This window comes from Lactococcus cremoris subsp. cremoris NBRC 100676, assembly GCF_001591705.1.
GTDB lineage: Bacteria > Bacillota > Bacilli > Lactobacillales > Streptococcaceae > Lactococcus > Lactococcus cremoris.
The window spans coordinates 12406-30112 of the sequence record NZ_BCVK01000031.1 but is presented as its reverse complement, the minus strand read 5'-3'; the positions used below and the strand labels follow the sequence as shown (position 1 = coordinate 30112).

The window sequence follows — 17707 nt, the reverse complement described above, 5'->3', positions numbered from 1 at the left end:
TTTTTTTCTTATTGTCTCTTAAACCCTGATATTACGCGCTTCTTTGGTTAGTGTTTTTTTAATGAAATAGGAAATATAGTAATTTCTCTACATTATAGTTTAAATTAAATAATAAAAAACACTCCCAATTTGAGAGTGTTTTAAACATTGATATATGAATAATATTAACGTTTTGAGAACTCAAAGGTACAATAATTATCCAGCCTCATACATATAAATCCTTTCATATCAAGGATTGACACAATTGAAAATTCTTGAAAAAGGATGAATATGGATAGAGATTGATAAAAACAAGACCAATTATGACCAAGATTGTTACTGACTATAATTTGATTACACTTTTGTTTAAACCAGTTCTACTGGTTTTTTATTTGAACTAAATTAGCTAATTGCTCCATAGTGTGTTGTCCATCATTCTTTGTATAGAATTTCAATCCGCTAATTTGGACGTTTTCTTCATTTGTTTCAAATTCCATCTCCGCTTGATTATCTGTCATATATAAGAGTAAATCTTGCTTCCACAATTCACTGATAAATTTATCTCCGCTCATTCCTTTAGGTTCAATAAAGATTTGAAAATAAAACTCACTATCTTCAAGGAATAAAATAAAGTCAGGCTGAAAACCTTGTGAATGCGTTGGCGTGATTTCACCAGAACGATTCATACGTGAACCATATTGATGGAGTTTTAATTTCTCACTCTTCACAGATTCACGATGCATATTTTCATCCATACGAAGTAAATAAACCGATTTTTGATACTTTTCTTTTAACTCATTGACATGTGCTTTCACACGTTCTATCAACTCGTATTCCAACTTATTTACTATAGCTTTTTCATAAACATAAAAATCATCTTCTATTTCATAAACGTGAATTTTTTGCATTGTTTCATTAAATAAATTCGCTGTATCATATTCTGGAACACGCTTATTATAATTTGTTAAATATTCCTTGATGGGATAGCCGACGAACTTATTAGTTCCTCTTTGTTTAACATAGCCTGATTTAAATTTAACTTCATATTCTTTTAACAGACCAATAGTAACGTTCAATATATCATCTGTTGTAACATCAGTTGATTTGTACTCTTTTGGAACATTTAAAAATAATTTTAATTCGTTAGCGTTTAACCAATCCTTGCCATAAATAAATTCTTTCATCGAAGATACTAATGGAACATATTTCTTTAAGTTATCAAACTTGTAAAAATCTAAACGTTGGATAGCTTTTTTGATATATCTTGCATCAAATTTACTCACGCTAATTATTTTTTTTTCAGTTATCCCAGCAATTTCTTTATAAGAAACTTCTCTACTATCGTAGTTCAAGCTTCTTGAAATATCTGTTGGGTGATTAATACCATATTTATCAATAGAATCAAACCATTCGTCTTCGACATCTTCCACTTCATTATAGTAAATTTTACCTTGTTTATAGGCATCTGTTTTCTTGAAAGAGGATTTTACTTTAATTTCAATGGGTGGATTTTTTTTATCTTCCCCAGTAGGTAAATCCATTTGTTTTAAAGAACCAATCAACTGTTTGAGATATTGTGGTTCATTCATTGTATGGTAGTGTAACGTTTCGAGAAAAAGTTGCTTATTGGACGAATCATTATCAAATCTTCTTCGATAACTTTTCTTCCCTTTAATTTCAAAAGGATAGTATCTCGCACCTCGACCGATTAATTGTGCTTCTGCCATCGTTGCATTTTTATTCGTTCCTGCTTCTTTTTCTATACGAACAATATCATACAGATTAAGAACATCCCACCCTTCTGTTAGCTTGGCTACAGCAAAGATAACACGCCGGAGATTATTCGGATTTTCTAGTGTATTCAATTCTTGATACTGCCCTTTTTCAAGCATATTTCCACTCTTATCGTTTACATTTAATACGTTTCTAGCATCAAAATCAAGTTTTATCTCTCGAATGATTTTTCCAAGTTGTTCTTCATTTTTGAGATAGAAATCATACGCTAAACTTAATGCTGAACTCTTATTACTATCCATTATCTGTTGACGCTTAATAAAGGCAATCAAATCTTTTACATTAAGATTTTCAATCATTTGATTAAAAATTTTATTCGCTTCTTTTGAGATTGTAACCCTGGGTGACTTAAACAGTATAACCGGTTTGAATGCACTACTTACTCCTTCTGAGTACGCTCGATATTTTCTAAACTGCGATAGGAGTACCACATTTAACATTTTATCTTCATCGCTTGCGGACGTTTCGATTCGTTTGACTTGTTTTGAATATCTATCGGACATAAATTTGTTTAGAGGATAACGATAAACGACCTTATCACGATACTTATCATAAATCACTCCATTATCGAAATCAACAGTTGCTGTAAATTCTAAGAGCAAATTTTTTTGTATATGTTCATTTCTTGCATTCAGGATTTTTAAAATTGCGGATTCCCAAGTATTTTCTTCTACTTGACCTTTTGTTTCTTTACCATTTTTCTTTTTTGTTAACGCTGAATAATGATGGGCTTCATCCGCTAGAATTACAACTGGTTGATGTTCATAATCATCCAATGCCATTGCATTCTCCTTTACAACAAACAAATCATCTGATACATTCTGAACAGAGGCTAACTTAATGTAGATGGTATTTTCTTGTTGAATTCTAGGAAATCGTTCTTTTTCTACAATAGAAATTTGTTTGCCATCAATTTCTATCTTCTCTTGATAAAGATACTTATCACTATTTTGATTTACCAAGTTATCTTTTGTCTTCATTAAAACAGAATTCGTATTAACGGTAAATAAGAAATTACGATAATTATATTCTTGATAAAGATATAAAATCAGACCTGCCATCAAGTCTGTTTTACCAGAGCCTGTTGCCATATTAAACAAAACTTGTTGCGGGCTTGGTTTTATTTGTGTTCTTGTATAATGGTAGTTTCGTAGTGCTTCGTCTTGATAGTGTCGTAGTGTGTGAGCTAGATTGGCATTAATGTATTCAGGGATTATATAGCCTTGATGAGCATTAAATAAATCTTTATCTGCTAATTCAGCCTGTTCTACTAAAGGAAAATGACGGATATTAGATACGTTCTTATTCACCATCCTATTCACCACCTTTATAAAATTGCTTGTTAAAGCTATAGTCATCATCTGAAATCAATTCCCGTACATTTGCATCATCAATTTCTGAATAGTTGTAATACAGTCCATTCTTATCTAATAACTTAATCAACAAACGTTTATTTTCATTAAAGCCTTCCAGCCAATCAATTTTATCTAGATCGGCACGAAAAGAAATATCAGCAGGTTCCATGGTACCTGTCCCTTCTAACATTCGATTGTATACTATTTTCAGCTCATCTAAAGTCTTTGAATGAATGATATCTTGTAAATAGCCCATATTTTTAGGCATTAGTTCTATATATAAACGAACCGCCACCTTGCCAATTAACTTTGGTTGAGATACCCGTTCCATCTCCCGAAATAACATTTTGCAATCTAGGAATAGTGACATTTTCCATGGTATCTTCAAGTTGTTCAATACCAATAAAACGCCTACTAGTTTTTAACGCAACAGATTGTGTAGTTCCTGATCCCATGAAAAAGTCCATAACCAAGTCATTTTCATCCGTAAACATTTTCATATAGTTATCAATGTACTCTTCAGGCTTTTTACCGTTCCGATATTCATACCCCCCCTCTTCATTGACAGAGTTATAGTCCTCAACAAAATCCAAGAAATTAGGATATGGCTTATAAGTATACTCGCTGCTTTGTGGCATTCCTTGGTAGTAAGCACCATTTTTATTTCCTTCTTTTGGTAATTCAAAATATCGGAACCCAAGTGAATCATCTCCCATATCTGGAACTTTGAAAAGTGTTAATGGTGGAAATTCTTCTCGTAATTTTTCAAGGTAAGCGACATAAAAACGCCCGCTTGAATTTTTTTCTCTGATACTGCCCCGTACTGTTTCTCTATGAAGATTTTCAGAATTTGGGATAACTTTTGTAATCTCAAAACTATCAGGAAGGTAAATCTCAACTTCTTTTTTCCCCATTATGCGTGTTTCGGTGGGCTTTTCTTTAATTGATACATGGAATTTATATTTATCCACAGTCTTTTTCTCAGCAATTTTTGGCATTTTGAACTCTGAGTTTTTTGAGTATACGAGAGTATGTTCAATAACATCATTAAATTCTTTGTCTCCCGTCAACGTCCTTTGTGGATGGCGAACTAAAGTATTTATATCCATCACATGATGATTTTTGCCAAGAACATCATCAAGCAAAACTCTAAGATAAGGATACTGATGGAAGCTTATTTGAATGAGTATTACGCCATCATCAGAAAGAAAATCCTGTGCAACCTCAACTCGATTTTTGATAAAGGTTAACCATGAAGATTGATTGAATCTATCATTGTATTTGAAACTATCACTACCTGTATTATAGGGTACGTCGATATAGATAAGTTTGACACTTCCAACATACTTCTCTTTAATTGCATGTAAAGCGAGCAAGTTATTCCCTTTAATAATCAAATTATCTTCATCTTTATTGAATTCTGTAACAGTTGACTCGCCATTTTCATCATATCGTTTGCTGTTCACAAAGATTTTCTTATCAAATAATCGGTCAATCTCATCTTTTTCAATCACTTCATTTAAAAAACTATCATCGTAACCTTCTTCATTATCTTCTTTTGTCATTGATGCAGTTAGAACTCCATCCTTAAACGGAAAATCTAAGACCACATCCTGACTGTCTTCTAAAAACTTTCCTTTAGATGCTAGTCCAATACGATTTTCGTATTTCGTATAACTCGTATCCCAATAATCATTGTAGAGAATAGCTTCTTCTAGCTGTTCAATTTGAAATAATTTCTGCCCCGCAACTTCTTTAATAAAATGTTGTTTAATAAAATCTACTTGAAATAATTTTTTAAGCAAGGACTCATCATAATTTCTTAAGCTATCACTTAGTTTAGAGCGATTTAATTCTTCACCAACCAAATACTTATCTCCAAAAGAATATAAGGCGCTTCGTAATTCATCAAAAATCTTTGGTTTAATTTTCACTGTACACTATCCTTCATTCAAATTCGTTTCCATTTCTTCTATTTTACACTAATTTTTTACAAATCAGATTTAACATGTCATAAATTTATAGAGAGCCTTATCAAGTTTTCATGTTATATAACTCACTTATTAGATTAATACGTTTTTATTGTTATCCTTTATGTACTCCTTCGATTTCATCCAAAAAGTCAAGATAAGCTAAATGCTCCTCCGAATTTTTGACATATTCCAATTCTTCCATAGATTCTTGATAATCTAAATACTCATCTTCTTGTTTTTCTTTTACTAATTCAATCATTCTATCTTCTGAAAAACACGGACTTGAATTTTTTGAAAAAAATGGGCTTTCAAAATACTCTTTTTCGATATCGCCACATTGGTCCATTTGTACTTTCATTAATCGTTCAATATATGATTCACTAGCATCGATTAAATCATTTAATACATCTATGTCATTTTTTTCACCTCTAGTAAGCCAATGTCCATATGATTCGACACTTCTTTCCATATCTAAATTTATCAAATTAATGTTTATTTCAAAATCATCAACAACTATATCATATACGCGTTTCCCAAGTGAATCATAATCTTCCAGTTCAAGAACTGGGGCAAGGATGTCCTTCAATTTTTCACTAAATGATTTTTCAAAATTTTGAAAACAAATCACTTCAGTTTTCACCAGAAAACGACCCTGTTTGTCTTTAGACTCATATTTATATTCACCATACAAATAATCAATAAATCGTTCCATTATCTCATTTGAAGTTTCTGTACTACAGAATAAAAAAACGGACTCGGAAAAAACATCAACGTTTTCATTTTTATAATCTTTTGAAATTGGATAACCTCCACTATAATCACGTGAAGCTTTTTCCAAAGCTGCATAATGAGCAAATGGTACATATTCAATTAGAATGTTGTGAATGGTCTTGACATAATCTTTATTATTCAACAAATCCAAAAACAAATTTAATAAAAAATAAAATTTATCCTTTTCTGAAAAAGCTCTATCTGGAAGCCCCCAAAATAATTCCTGAAAGGAAGTAAACTCTAGGTTATCCTTCTTCATTTTTAATTCATGATATTTATCAGAAGAATATGTACTAAGGTCAGGTTTCAGTTTTAAATTATCTATTATTGATTGTCCAATTGTAACTGACAATAATTTTGTCACTTCATCCACTTTTTTCTCTCTGATATCTTTTATGATCTTTGGCTTATTAATATACAGGTGAGTGTTTTTAATACTTTTTAAGTCTTTATATTGCTTATCATGTGAACTTCTAAGACTCTTCCTTTGATTGTTTATTTTTTCAATACGTTCATTTATTCTAACTTGGACATTATTCCCGTAGTAGCTCAACAAATTTTCAAACATAGCACACTTTCCTCCAAACGGATTATTTCAGTTTAAATTATACCATTGTTTACGTAAAAAAACCATTTTCGAGTAGTATAATAGTATTATAAAGAAATCTTCAAAGATTTCTCATTTATATCTCCTGTTGGCGGAGAGCTAGTCAACTAGAAAATATGAGGTAATCCACATGATTACAGAATTAAAACAAACACTTCGTGACTTAAATGCTTATCGTTTGATTAATTATGGTAACACAGCATATCGACGTATTAGTAATGATAACCATTTTGAATCTGTACCAACGGAATTGTCAGAATTGTGGTATGGGCAAGACGTTTTATCATTTTTGACACTATCAATCGCATATGATTCAGATATTAACTTCATGTCAAAAAATGAATTAATCCGTTGGATTGAAAATGAACGTTGTCTTATCACTCGTTTGGAACAAATTTTTTCAACCCTTTAAAATAGAAAGAAGGTAACATAAATGGCGAAGACTAACTGGAATAGAACACTTGGAGAAGTTTTAAATCAACAAACACAACAAAAGGTAATGGTGAGCGAAAAAACGGGTAAAGAGTACACAACAGAAGTCGTTCCATCACTTAATGTACTGTCAATCGGTTCTTTGGAGGAAGTTGATGGGAAATTTAAGTATGCGGTTGTGGATACTGCTAACGACCTTGAATATATAATCAAAGCGCCAAATAAGGTTGAGGTAAAATTCGGCACTCAGCTGCAGTTCAAATATGTACGGGGTGGCGTAACAACTAACGGTATGGGTTGGTTTGCTGCTGATTCAGTAGATGTGGTTCCGCGACATGGGTAGTCGCAGATATAGAAGAATTACTCCTACCCATAACTGTAAACCTCAAGGCTATCAGCTCTCTATGATAGCCTTAATGGTTTCACTTTTAGTTACTGCACTGTTATTCTTCCTAGGTCATACAATAATTTTAACATCATATCTAGCTCAAGCAATACTCGTACTATATATAATAGATTTTATCTGTTTTATATCCTTAATGTTCTTTTGGTCACAGCGTGAAGAAGTATCAACTCTTTCTATCCCAACTATGTCTCACAAATCTAAAAAATTAGCGAAAAAAGTGAAAAAACTATTTAACGACAAAATGATAACAGATGTTTTAAACCTCTCAAACTCAACACGTTATGGCAACGAAATGCCTGAAATAATCGCTTGGGTAAACCACAATTTGTCAGATGGATATATTGCTATTGAGAACATCTCTAACTGGGAACGCGCAGACCGTAAACACTTCGAACAATGTGTGTCTGGGATTTTTTCAGGAAAATACCAACGTTTTTCTATCGTTAATTCTGAATTATCCGCCGGAGATAGCTTTATTATCTTCTATTTCGAAGATACCTTTACTTCTCAGCGTTTTTATATTAAAGATAAGGGAAATGGTCCAAAACTATTTATCAGCGAAAACAAGCACACTATAAGACTCTCTAAGGATTTAGTCTGGCATTCTGATATAACCCCTATGCTGAGCATAATTGCTCGAACTAGGTCAGGTAAATCAGTCTTAGCAGGAAAATATATAGCTCGCTTGATGTTACTACAAAATTGGATAGTAGAATATCATTCAGCGAAATATGACAGATATGTAAAAGAATTCAACGGTGAATCTGACCCTATCAAGATTGTAGAACGTGCTGAACTATGGTGTTCTGTTATGGATGAACGACTAGTAAAAATCAATGAAGCTGGAAAAGAACAATATCTTGAAATGGAAGATATGCCAGATATCGGGCTATTTTTTGATGAATTAGGAAATTTAAACGCTTCTATGGAATCCCTTGATAAAATTGATAAAAATTTAAAAATCACCTCAAGGTGGACTACTGCTATTAACCGCCTATCCGCTACTGGTGGTTCTGCAGGTATTCACATTATAGCTATTTCACAGTTTGCAACCAAGGAAGGGTTCCTTCCATCTCTGGCTCGTGTCAATTGTTCAGATGCTGTTATTATGCTTGGAGGAGCAGCGGATTCATCTGATGAAAGAAAATATTTGATGAGTGGATTCTCAGATATGCCAAAACGTAGTTATGGAAAAGGACAAGGTGTCGCTCGTATTATAAGTTCTGGGAAGAAATGGGAAGTTCCTCATTTTTATGAAACGCCTTGGTTTGAAGATAACCTATGACTACATCTTTGTATTACAATAATCTGTTGGTTCATAAATTAGGGTATTGGTTAAATCAACTGTTCATAATATCAGTCATTTTTAGAAGATGAAATATTCTAACTCTAACTATTTCTAACGCCTGCACGGCAGTGGGCTTGTCAACTGCCGTGCCTCACTCAAAACTTAGGTATATCATGAGGTTTGACCGTTTTTAAAAAATTCAAACCTCTGTATTACCAAGGATATAATTAAAATAATTATTAAAAAGGATAATTTTAATCATGGTAGATAAAACAAATTTAAAAGCAATTATGCTTGTACAACAATTAGAAGATAAACATTGGGAGTTGTGGGATGATAAGACTGCAATTCAGGCAGCACGTGAGGGAAATTGTCGTCCGCTATTAGAAGAGGTAGTAACTCGCTTGAGTTCTGAAAACATAAAAGTTGAAGAAGCTTATGGTATTATCCACAATAAAGATACCATATCTGTTTGGAACACAGAAAAAATGAAAAATATTGATGAACCAAAAGCTAATCATGTTCATTTCTTATTCAAATTTGATAAAGGTGCTTCATTACAAAAATTAGCTTTGGCTATGGGTATTGAATCACAGTATCTGGAAAAATTAAAATCCGGGCGATATGGCTACGACAATTGCCAAGCCTATTTAGTACACGCTAAAGATGACTCAAAATATCAATACTCAGCAAATGAAGTTACTACAATTTTAGGTGAAGACTATGTCAGTCTGTACAATAGAAAAATGAAATCATGGATTAGAGGGAGAGCAAAAAAAGAAGCTCAGGAAACAAGCTTGAGCGTTGATTGGATTATTGCAGAGGTGCTTGCTGGTCAATTGACTAAGAATCAAATTTTATTAACTGATGAATATTACAAAGTATATGGTCAGCATAAACGAAAAATCAACGAAGCATTAGATACTGCTGGGGAACGGAAAAGCTATAAAACAGTCGCAGAGCTTGAAGCTGGTAAATTCAAGAAAACAGTAATTTTTGTAAAGGCTGATAGTGGAATTGGTAAAACTGCCCTAAGCAAAAAATTGATAGGACTTTTACAAATGGTCGCTATAAAATTCAATCAAGTCTGGGATTTTTGCGTAACTGCTTCAACTAACGCTTTTGATGAATATAATGGTCAAGATATTCTCTTTCTTGATGACATTAGGGGTGACAGCCTAACCGTTTCCGATTGGCTCAAACTTTTAGACCCTTACATGATTAGTCCAATTTCAGCAAGATATCACAATAAACTGGGTTCCGCGAAGGTCATCATCATTACAAGTACCAAACATCCATTTAAATTCTTTGAAAATGCAAAAGGAATTGTAGGAGAAGATTTAGGGCAATTTATACGACGAATTGATTACTTATTAACTATTGATGGTAGTTTTAATTTATCTACACCACAAAAATTAAACAACAGCTCTATCACACACAGATATAAATCGCTAGAACCTAACACTACTTCGCACTCTTTTTCTCAACCTAATCAACAGTCTAGAAATGCTGTTCTTGACCTTTTAATCAAAACTGTCATTCGTAATATGCAGTGGAAAAAGCAACAAAAGGGAATCATAGAAATAAACCAACACTCATACCTCGAAAACTCGACAAAAAAATATTTAAATAGTGTCGAACAAAAAGAACTACAAACTGAACATTCTGATTCAAAACCAGATGAGATAATAGAATCGTTTCCACATTTAGGGAAAGTTGAAATCTCGAAAGTCAGATCAAATAGCTCATAAAAAACATTCTATGAACTTGATTTCAGTAGTCCTATTAGACAACTGATACATAAAATTCAAAATTCTATAATTGAAACAAAAAACCATCAGCCTCCGACTACCAATTCTAAGACTGATGACATTATCTACGATTGAAACTAAAAGTTTCAAACAAGAACAAGGCTCTTTGTTATTATAGCATATCGACTGAGCCTTGTTTTGAATATCGAAATATACGAACGAGGTACTATTTATGAATGATAATAAAAATGCGCCTTATCTTCTAACGCGAGAGTCCGCTTCTCAATACCTTGGAATTGACCCAAAATCATTTGATAAGTACTTTCGTCAAAATGATAACTTAAAGCGTTTTATGATAGGAAAACAAGAAAGATATACAATTTCAGATTTAGAAGCATTCATTGCAAAGAATTCTATAAATTAATTAAAAGTTGATAGTTGACCAAAAAAATCTTATTATAAAAGGGTAATCAAAATGGTCAGCTATCAATTTTTTATACTAAAAGGAAAATGATATGCCAACAATAGAAAAACGAGGACAAAAATCCTTCCGCGCACGTGTTTCAATCATGGAACACGGAAAACAAAAACAATTAACAAAAACATTCACTACCAAGTCTGAGGCAAAAACTTGGGCTCACCAACAAGAAGTACTTAAAGGAAAAGGGAAAAATATCGCCAAACGTGAAGATACTTTTTCCGATTTCTTTGATACATGGGTTAATACAGTGAAACGTAATGATGTTCGTCCTGCAACATTCACCAACTATGTACGAACAGTAACGATTGTTCGTTCTCTCTTCAAAGATATCAAAATCAGTAACCTTGATGATTTAGTGGTACAGATGAAAATTGATGAATACGGAAAAAATCACTCTCGAAAAACGACAACTGAAGTCCTATTAAAAATAAGAACAGCATTACATTATGCTTATGCACGTGGATTATTAGATAATGATTTTGGTTCCCTTGTAAAGACTCGTGGGAAAGAACTAGAAAAACGTAACAAGCCTTTATCAATAAACGAGATGAAAGTTCTTCGTAACTATCTTCTTTCACATTCAGAAGATGAATTTAATATCATTACACTTATTGCACTAGAGACAGGAGCTAGACGAGGAGAAATTCTTGGTTTAAAACCAGAAGATATTTCTTCAAATGGAATTCATATCACACGATCAATAAGCCCTACAAATGATGATACACGTTTAAAAACAAGTAAATCAAAACGTACAGTACCGATTACTTATGAAGTCTACACGATCATCAGAACAGTAGAACCCAAATCAAATGGATATTTATTTGACCCAGATGGATTTCAGCAATCTAAACGATTAAAAAAGTTATTAGCAGAACTAAAAATATCCATCACTACTTTTCATGGATTACGTGATACTATAGCATCATTTCTATTTTCAAATGATATCCGTTTAGACTATGTCTCAAAGATGTTGGGGCACTCCAATCTTCAAACAACAATGAATTATTACTTGGAGTTGATGCCAGAAAAAAAGCATCAGCAAGAAGCCGATGCTTTAAATTTATTAAGTTCTTTGTCCGATTGACGTCTAACAAGACCAACCAAGACCAAAACCAGATTGTAAACGTTGATATATAGCGATTCTTCTTAACGTTTTGAGAATTGTGATGCTTTGCGGGCTTTTTTGAGACCTGGTTTTTTACGTTCAACCATACGGGCGTCACGTGTAAGAAGTCCAGCGCGTTTCAAAGCACTACGGAAGTCTGGGTCTACTTGGAGCAATGCACGAGCGATACCGTGACGGATAGCTCCTGCTTGACCAGATACACCACCACCATTTACGTTTACGAGAGTGTCGTAGCTACCTTCTGTTTGTGTAGCTGCAAATGGTTGGTTGATAACAAGACGCATGTCTGCGTGTGGGATGTAGCTTTCTACTTCGCGTCCGTTAACTGTGATTTTACCAGTACCAGGTACGAGACGTACGCGTGCTACTGCATTTTTACGACGGCCTGTGCCGGCATATTGTACTTGTGCCATTATGTTCGTTCCTTCCTGATTAGATCAAACCTGTGATGTCAAGGACTTCAGGTTTTTGAGCTGTATGTGTGTGTTCTGCGCCAACAAACACTTTAAGTTTCATGCCTTGAGCACGTCCAAGTGTGTTGTGTGGAAGCATACCTTTTACTGATTTTTCAATCAAACGTACAGCATTCTTTTCACGGAGTTCACCAGCAGTAACTGATTTCAATCCACCTGGGTGAAGTGAGTGTGAGTAATATACTTTATCAGTTGCTTTTTTACCAGTCAATTTGATTTTTTCAGCGTTAACAACGATTACGAAATCTCCTGTATCAGTATGTGGTGTGTATGTTGGTTTGTTTTTTCCGCGGAGTACGCTTGCGACAACTGCAGAAAGACGTCCAAGAGGAACATCAGTTGCATCGACGACGTACCATTTACGGTCAACGTTTTGCGCGTTAGCCATGAATGTAGTTTTCATCATTTTGGTTATTTTCCTTTTACTAGAATTTGTTTACAGCAGGTGTAAGAGTCCTGCAAAGTATTTTTGGGTTTCCGGGGCCACAAAAATGGGGTAAACAATACCGTTTATCATCATATCATATTCCGCCTCGCTTTGTCAAGGCTTTTTTGCTTCTAACGCTTTATATCTTAATTGCTTTTAGAGCTCTTAATTTTTTTGTTATTAAAATTTCGCTGTTGAATATTTATTCCATTGATACTAGAAGGCTTAAGCAATCTAATAGTAGTTTTATTTGAAGTGTGATAAACTTTTTTTAATAGATAGATTTATAAAATACAATATTAAATAGAGCTTTTTTAATTTTTTATTCAGTTGATTTAGAAAAAGTGTATATTTATTTTAGAAAAGAGGTGGATAGTATGTTTTTAGCGATTAATGAAATCAGACATTCAAAATTGAGGTATGCCCTTGTGATTGGGGTTATGTTTTTAATTGCTTATCTTGTTTTTTTCCTATCGGGCTTGGCCTACGGGCTTGCTCAAGAAAATCGAATGGCTGTTGATAAATGGAATGCCTCCGATATTTTTTTATCTGAGAAAGCAAATGATTCTCTCAACATGTCAATGATTGAATCTGAACTTGCCAATGAACTTACCGCTAAAGAAAAAGCGGTCCTCGCCCAAACTGCTGGTATCATTTATGATGCTACTGACGAAAATAAGAAGCAAAACGTTAGCTTTTTTGGTATAAATTCAAAGGAGTTTTTAAATCCAAAAGTTATCGAAGGAAAATCCTTTAAAAGCAGTGGCGAGGTGGTCGCTGATATTAGCTTGAAAAAACAATATCATTATAAAATAGGAGATAAAGTAAAGCTGGCAAGCAACAATGAACCTTTGCTGATTGTAGGTTTTACAGATAACGCTAAGTTTAATATTTCTCCTGTGCTTTATACTTCTATGGAGACTTTCCAAACTGTCCGTTACGGTGCCAATTCTAGTTTTCAACCTAAAACTACTTATAACGCTATTGTTACGCGTGGGAAAGTGAGTCAGCAACCTAAAGGTCTTCAAAAATTATCCATCAGTAAATTTATAGATAAGCTCCCAGGTTATAGTGCTCAAGTTTTGACTTTTGGTTTCATGATTGGCTTTTTAGTCGTGATTGCTGCAGTAGTCATTGGAATCTTTATTTATGTTTTGACCATGCAAAAGATAGCAATTTTCGGAGTAATGAAAGCTCAAGGAATTTCTAGCCGTTTTATTGCCAATTCAGTCATTGCCCAGACTTTTATTTTAGCTGTTAGTGGAGTGACTATAGGTTTATTAGCAACGATTGCTTCTGCTTTGATTTTACCTGAGGGGGTCCCTTTTCAAACAAACCTTCTTTTCTTTGGCGTCATCGCCCTCTTAATGGTTTTAGTCGCAATTATTGGCGCTTTGTTCTCTGTAAGGACAATTGTCAAGATTGATCCCTTAAAAGCAATCGGGTAGGTAGGAGGAAATAGAATGAAAGCAATTGAGTTAAAAAATGTCAAAAAGAATTTTAAAGATGGCGACGAAACAATTGAAGCATTGAAAGAAACCAATTTTTCAGTAGATAAGGGAGAATTTGTTGCAATCATCGGTCCTTCCGGCTCTGGCAAGAGCACTCTTCTTACTATTGCCGGTGGATTGCAAAGTCCTTCTTCTGGAGAAATTTGGATTAACGGTCAGACTTTAAGCGAAAAGAAAGAAAAAGCACGCGCTAAAGTTCGTTTTGAGGAAATTGGTTTTATTTTGCAAGCCTCTAATCTTGTTCCATTTCTTACTGTCAAAAAACAGCTCGAACTGGTCGATAAAGTCACTAAAGGAAAAAATAATAAATCTGGTCTAGACTTGCTTAGTCGCCTAGGTTTAGACAAATTAATTGATAAATATCCTGATGAGCTTTCTGGTGGAGAGCGTCAAAGAGTTGCAATTGTGCGCGCGCTTTACAATGACCCCTCCATTATCTTGGCAGATGAGCCGACTGCAAGTTTAGATACTGAAAAAGCTTACGAAGTCGTTAAAATATTGGCAAAAGAAGCGAAAGAAAAAAATAAAGCAACAATCATGGTCACTCATGATTTACGTTTGGTGGATTTTTGCGATAAAGTTTACTTAATGCAAGATGGAAGCTTAAGTGAAAAAACAGATTAACTTTTAAATTTCTCTATATTTTAAAATATGGAGATTTTTTTATTTATTTTATTAGAGGTTTGGTATAATAGGTTTTAATAAGAAATATTTTAAACAAATAGTTGGATTCTTATTCGCGAACCTCTTATTTATGGTAGAATAATCTTATGAATATTGTCCTAAAATTAAGCTCTAATGCCTGTCAGCAACTCTCTGAAAAATATAAATCTTACGAGCAGACTTCTAAAAATCCTTATATTCGCTTTTTTGCTAAAGTTGGGAAAACTTCTATTTCTGTTTATACATCTGGAAAAGTAGTCTTTCAAGGAAGTGATGCTGAAAAAATTGCTAGTGAATTTGGACATGTTGCTCAAGTTGTTCCTAAAAAGCAAACTAATCTTATTGGGACTGACGAGGTAGGAAATGGTTCATATTTTGGTGGCTTAATGGTTACTGCAAGTTTTGTCAGTGATAATCATTTGAAATTTTTAAAAGAAATGGGTGTCGCTGATTCTAAAAAATTAACTGACGAAAAAATTTGTCAGATTGCCCCCAAATTGATAGAGGAGATTCCTCATGTTGCCTTGGTTGTTGAGCCTGAGAAGTATAACGAGGTGATTGCTTCGGGCTATAATGCTGTCAGCATCAAGGTTGCCTTACATAATCAAGCAATTTATCTCCTTGAAAAGCAACTCGGTAGCCAGCCTGAAAGTATTGTTATCGATGCTTTCACAACCGAAGCAAATTATAAAAAATATGTTAGCGCAGAAAAAAATCACCCACTGACAAACGTAACTTTACTGACAAAAGCTGAAGATCAATTTTTAGCTGTTGCAGTTAGTTCAATTATTTCTCGTTATAAGTTTTTGGAAAATCTCAAAAAGTTATCAAAAGAATCTAGCTTTACTTTACCCAGTGGCGCAGAAAATTTGTCTGACAAAGTAGCTGCTCAAATCATTAAGAGTCAAGGGATTGATGCTCTGAATCACTTAGCTAAATTACATTTTGCCAATACACAAAAAGCGATGAAAATCGCTCAATTATAGAAAGTAATAATATGATGAAATTTTTAAAAGAATGGGGATTATTTATCTTTATAATCGCCGCTGTCCTTCTCTCGCGCGTCTTTATTTGGTCACTAGTTGTCGTTGATGGCCATTCAATGGACCCTACTTTAGCCGATAAAGAAAGACTTGTAATTGTTAGAACGACAAAAATTAATCGTTTTGATATTGTAGTTGCTAAAGAAAACGCGGCTGATGGTTCAACCAAAGATATTGTCAAACGTGTCGTTGGGATGCCTGGGGACACTATAAAATTCGACCATGACCAACTTACTATCAATAATAAGGTTTATCCAGAAAACTATCTCAAAGACTATCAAAAACAATTGGCTGATGGTCAATTGGAAAAAACTTACGGGAACTATCCTTTGACAAAAGCATTAACTGATCAAAATCGTAGTTTATTTGTAAGCTTAGCTCAGAGCACCAAAGCTTTTACAACTGATAGTACTGGTAATCCAACCTTTACAGTCAAAGTCCCTGACGGACAATACTTCTTAATGGGAGATAATCGTGTTGTCTCTCAAGATAGCCGAGCAGTTGGAAGTTTCAAACGTTCAGCGATTATTGGTGAAGCCAAATTACGAGTTTGGCCACTCAATAAAATTTCTTTCTTTTAAGTAAATAAGCAAAAAAGTTACTGACAGAATGTCTGTCAGTAACTTTTTTATTTGTCATTAAATATATTTCCCAATTGAACATCAATTGAACGATTGGCAATATCAATTCGGTCAACTTTCAAGATTGATTTATAATCATCAATCAATCGTTCACCTTTAAATGGTCCTTCAAGAAAAACGGCAACACCGGCAAGTAAACAATCAAATTCATGAACAAGACTTCTCATTCCATTGATTGTTCCTGCACCTTTCATGAAGTCGTCAACGATCAAAACATTTTGACCGATTGAAAGGCTCCGTTTGGATAAGGTCATATTTTCAACACGAGAACTTGAACCCGACATATAATTTACATTGAGCGTTGCTCCTTCGGTCACTTTAGGGTCACGACGAACAATTACGAAGGGAACATCTAAAATCTCAGCAACTGACTGAGCAATTGGAATTCCTTTTGTTGCAATGGTCATAACAACATCAACTTGCTTTTCATGATACTCATGAGCAATAATTTGACCGATTTTACGAAGATTTGATGGAGTACCTAAAATATCTGACAGATAAATATATCCTCCGGGTAAAATTCGATTTTCTTCACGTAAAAGTTCAGCAATTTCCTGACTCATTTCCAACGAACGTTCGTCAGTAATGTAAGGTGTAAACCGAACTCCTCCAAGGCTACCTGGAAATGTTTCAACCAGACCTACTCCTTGGTTTTCAAAAACACGTTTGATAAATACTAAATCTTCTGAAATAGAGGATTTGGCTACCTCATAATGTTTACTCAGTTCATTTAAATTTAGCATTTGATTGGGATGATTAATTAAAAAATTTGTAAAATCAACTAAACGTTCGTTTCTTTTCATTTATTATCTCATCTCCTATTTGATAAGCTTATTATAGCATGGTATTTCCGAACATTCAAGTTTCACATGAAACAATTTACTGACAGCTTCCAGATTCATAAATGAGCCTCTATTAGTATTTTTTTGACTTCAATAAATAAACAAGCAGTATCATTTAGATACCACTTGTTCAGTTTTAGGAGT

Annotated in this window: 17 protein-coding genes; 10 read left to right on the top strand and 7 right to left on the bottom strand. The window is 33.8% G+C overall.

Annotated elements, in window-relative coordinates; all coding sequences use genetic code 11:
• Positions 1 to 356: 356 nt before the first annotated feature.
• From LLA01S_RS06910 to LLA01S_RS06900, 4 genes are all read right to left on the bottom strand, one after another.
• Positions 357 to 3086, bottom strand: coding sequence for a DEAD/DEAH box helicase family protein (locus tag LLA01S_RS06910; RefSeq protein WP_061778037.1), 2730 nt, complete (start codon positions 3084 to 3086; stop codon positions 357 to 359).
• Position 3087: 1 nt separating this feature from the next.
• Positions 3088 to 3396: a hypothetical protein gene (locus tag LLA01S_RS13565; protein ID WP_369440958.1), complete on the bottom strand. Its 309-nt coding sequence runs from the start codon at positions 3394 to 3396 to the stop codon at positions 3088 to 3090.
• Positions 3389 to 5062, bottom strand: coding sequence for a DNA methyltransferase (locus LLA01S_RS06905; RefSeq protein WP_369440957.1), 1674 nt, complete (start codon positions 5060 to 5062; stop codon positions 3389 to 3391). The genes LLA01S_RS13565 and LLA01S_RS06905 overlap by 8 nt, the downstream gene beginning before the upstream one ends.
• A gap of 151 nt (positions 5063 to 5213) precedes the next feature.
• Entirely contained in the window at positions 5214 to 6440 is a 1227-nt protein-coding gene (locus LLA01S_RS06900; RefSeq protein ID WP_061778036.1) for a hypothetical protein, read from the bottom strand.
• A 169-nt stretch (positions 6441 to 6609) separates the two neighbouring features.
• Between LLA01S_RS06900 and LLA01S_RS06895 the strand changes: the two genes are divergently transcribed.
• The 6 genes from LLA01S_RS06895 to LLA01S_RS06870 all read left to right on the top strand — a co-directional run bounded on the left by LLA01S_RS06895 (position 6610) and on the right by LLA01S_RS06870 (position 11921).
• On the top strand, positions 6610 to 6891 hold the full coding sequence (locus LLA01S_RS06895) for a hypothetical protein (protein ID WP_021166396.1): 282 nt from the start codon (positions 6610 to 6612) through the stop codon (positions 6889 to 6891).
• Between the two features lie 21 nt (positions 6892 to 6912).
• The gene (locus LLA01S_RS06890; RefSeq protein WP_061778035.1) at positions 6913 to 7254 is read left to right on the top strand and encodes a hypothetical protein; all 342 of its coding nucleotides are present in this window, start codon (positions 6913 to 6915) and stop codon (positions 7252 to 7254) included.
• Between the two features lie 61 nt (positions 7255 to 7315).
• On the top strand, positions 7316 to 8602 hold the full coding sequence (locus LLA01S_RS06885; RefSeq protein WP_375378679.1) for a cell division protein FtsK: 1287 nt from the start codon (positions 7316 to 7318) through the stop codon (positions 8600 to 8602).
• Between the two features lie 263 nt (positions 8603 to 8865).
• Positions 8866 to 10356, top strand: coding sequence for a Rep family protein (locus LLA01S_RS06880; RefSeq protein ID WP_023164738.1), 1491 nt, complete (start codon positions 8866 to 8868; stop codon positions 10354 to 10356).
• Positions 10357 to 10588: 232 nt separating this feature from the next.
• On the top strand, positions 10589 to 10780 hold the full coding sequence (locus LLA01S_RS06875) for a helix-turn-helix domain-containing protein (protein WP_011677307.1): 192 nt from the start codon (positions 10589 to 10591) through the stop codon (positions 10778 to 10780).
• Positions 10781 to 10871: 91 nt separating this feature from the next.
• Complete coding sequence (locus tag LLA01S_RS06870) at positions 10872 to 11921, top strand: tyrosine-type recombinase/integrase (protein WP_061778033.1); 1050 nt, start codon at positions 10872 to 10874, stop codon at positions 11919 to 11921.
• Positions 11922 to 11983: 62 nt separating this feature from the next.
• On the opposite strand, the gene rpsI is transcribed toward LLA01S_RS06870, so the two are convergent.
• Both rpsI and rplM read right to left on the bottom strand, forming a co-directional pair.
• A complete protein-coding gene (rpsI, locus tag LLA01S_RS06865; protein ID WP_004254378.1) occupies positions 11984 to 12376 on the bottom strand; it encodes a 30S ribosomal protein S9 in 393 nt (130 codons plus the stop codon).
• A 19-nt stretch (positions 12377 to 12395) separates the two neighbouring features.
• Positions 12396 to 12842 (bottom strand): 50S ribosomal protein L13, encoded by a 447-nt coding sequence (gene rplM / locus LLA01S_RS06860; RefSeq protein ID WP_010906417.1) that lies wholly within the window; start codon positions 12840 to 12842, stop codon positions 12396 to 12398.
• Between the two features lie 398 nt (positions 12843 to 13240).
• Here rplM and LLA01S_RS06855 point away from each other — a divergent pair, with 398 nt between their 5' ends.
• The 4 genes from LLA01S_RS06855 to lepB all read left to right on the top strand — a co-directional run bounded on the left by LLA01S_RS06855 (position 13241) and on the right by lepB (position 16661).
• A complete protein-coding gene (locus LLA01S_RS06855; protein ID WP_061778032.1) occupies positions 13241 to 14311 on the top strand; it encodes an ABC transporter permease in 1071 nt (356 codons plus the stop codon).
• Positions 14312 to 14326: 15 nt separating this feature from the next.
• The gene (locus tag LLA01S_RS06850) at positions 14327 to 14998 is read left to right on the top strand and encodes an ABC transporter ATP-binding protein (RefSeq protein WP_011677310.1); all 672 of its coding nucleotides are present in this window, start codon (positions 14327 to 14329) and stop codon (positions 14996 to 14998) included.
• Positions 14999 to 15144: 146 nt separating this feature from the next.
• The gene (rnhC, locus tag LLA01S_RS06845; protein WP_011677311.1) at positions 15145 to 16023 is read left to right on the top strand and encodes a ribonuclease HIII; all 879 of its coding nucleotides are present in this window, start codon (positions 15145 to 15147) and stop codon (positions 16021 to 16023) included.
• A gap of 11 nt (positions 16024 to 16034) precedes the next feature.
• Positions 16035 to 16661 (top strand): signal peptidase I, encoded by a 627-nt coding sequence (gene lepB, locus LLA01S_RS06840; protein ID WP_011836168.1) that lies wholly within the window; start codon positions 16035 to 16037, stop codon positions 16659 to 16661.
• Positions 16662 to 16708: 47 nt separating this feature from the next.
• Here lepB and purR read toward each other — a convergent pair whose 3' ends face one another.
• Positions 16709 to 17524 (bottom strand): pur operon repressor, encoded by an 816-nt coding sequence (purR, locus tag LLA01S_RS06835; RefSeq protein WP_010906422.1) that lies wholly within the window; start codon positions 17522 to 17524, stop codon positions 16709 to 16711.
• Between the last annotated feature and the right edge of the window lie 183 nt (positions 17525 to 17707).

Bases quoted from the DNA above. Each gene is read 5' to 3' on its own strand.
- lepB (WP_011836168.1), top strand. From the start codon at position 16,035: ATGATGAAATTTTTAAAAGAATGGGGATTATTTATCTTTATAATCGCC.
- rnhC (WP_011677311.1), top strand. From the start codon at position 15,145: ATGAATATTGTCCTAAAATTAAGCTCTAATGCCTGTCAGCAACTCTCT.
- LLA01S_RS06895 (WP_021166396.1), top strand. From the start codon at position 6,610: ATGATTACAGAATTAAAACAAACACTTCGTGACTTAAATGCTTATCGT.
- LLA01S_RS06885 (WP_375378679.1), top strand. From the start codon at position 7,316: ATGATAGCCTTAATGGTTTCACTTTTAGTTACTGCACTGTTATTCTTC.
- LLA01S_RS06850 (WP_011677310.1), top strand. From the start codon at position 14,327: ATGAAAGCAATTGAGTTAAAAAATGTCAAAAAGAATTTTAAAGATGGC.
- rplM (WP_010906417.1), bottom strand. From the start codon at position 12,842: ATGATGAAAACTACATTCATGGCTAACGCGCAAAACGTTGACCGTAAA.
- rpsI (WP_004254378.1), bottom strand. From the start codon at position 12,376: ATGGCACAAGTACAATATGCCGGCACAGGCCGTCGTAAAAATGCAGTA.
- LLA01S_RS06910 (WP_061778037.1), bottom strand. From the start codon at position 3,086: ATGGTGAATAAGAACGTATCTAATATCCGTCATTTTCCTTTAGTAGAA.
- purR (WP_010906422.1), bottom strand. From the start codon at position 17,524: ATGAAAAGAAACGAACGTTTAGTTGATTTTACAAATTTTTTAATTAAT.
- LLA01S_RS06870 (WP_061778033.1), top strand. From the start codon at position 10,872: ATGCCAACAATAGAAAAACGAGGACAAAAATCCTTCCGCGCACGTGTT.
- LLA01S_RS06890 (WP_061778035.1), top strand. From the start codon at position 6,913: ATGGCGAAGACTAACTGGAATAGAACACTTGGAGAAGTTTTAAATCAA.
- LLA01S_RS06880 (WP_023164738.1), top strand. From the start codon at position 8,866: ATGGTAGATAAAACAAATTTAAAAGCAATTATGCTTGTACAACAATTA.
- LLA01S_RS06875 (WP_011677307.1), top strand. From the start codon at position 10,589: ATGAATGATAATAAAAATGCGCCTTATCTTCTAACGCGAGAGTCCGCT.
- LLA01S_RS06855 (WP_061778032.1), top strand. From the start codon at position 13,241: ATGTTTTTAGCGATTAATGAAATCAGACATTCAAAATTGAGGTATGCC.
- LLA01S_RS13565 (WP_369440958.1), bottom strand. From the start codon at position 3,396: ATGCCTAAAAATATGGGCTATTTACAAGATATCATTCATTCAAAGACT.
- LLA01S_RS06900 (WP_061778036.1), bottom strand. From the start codon at position 6,440: ATGTTTGAAAATTTGTTGAGCTACTACGGGAATAATGTCCAAGTTAGA.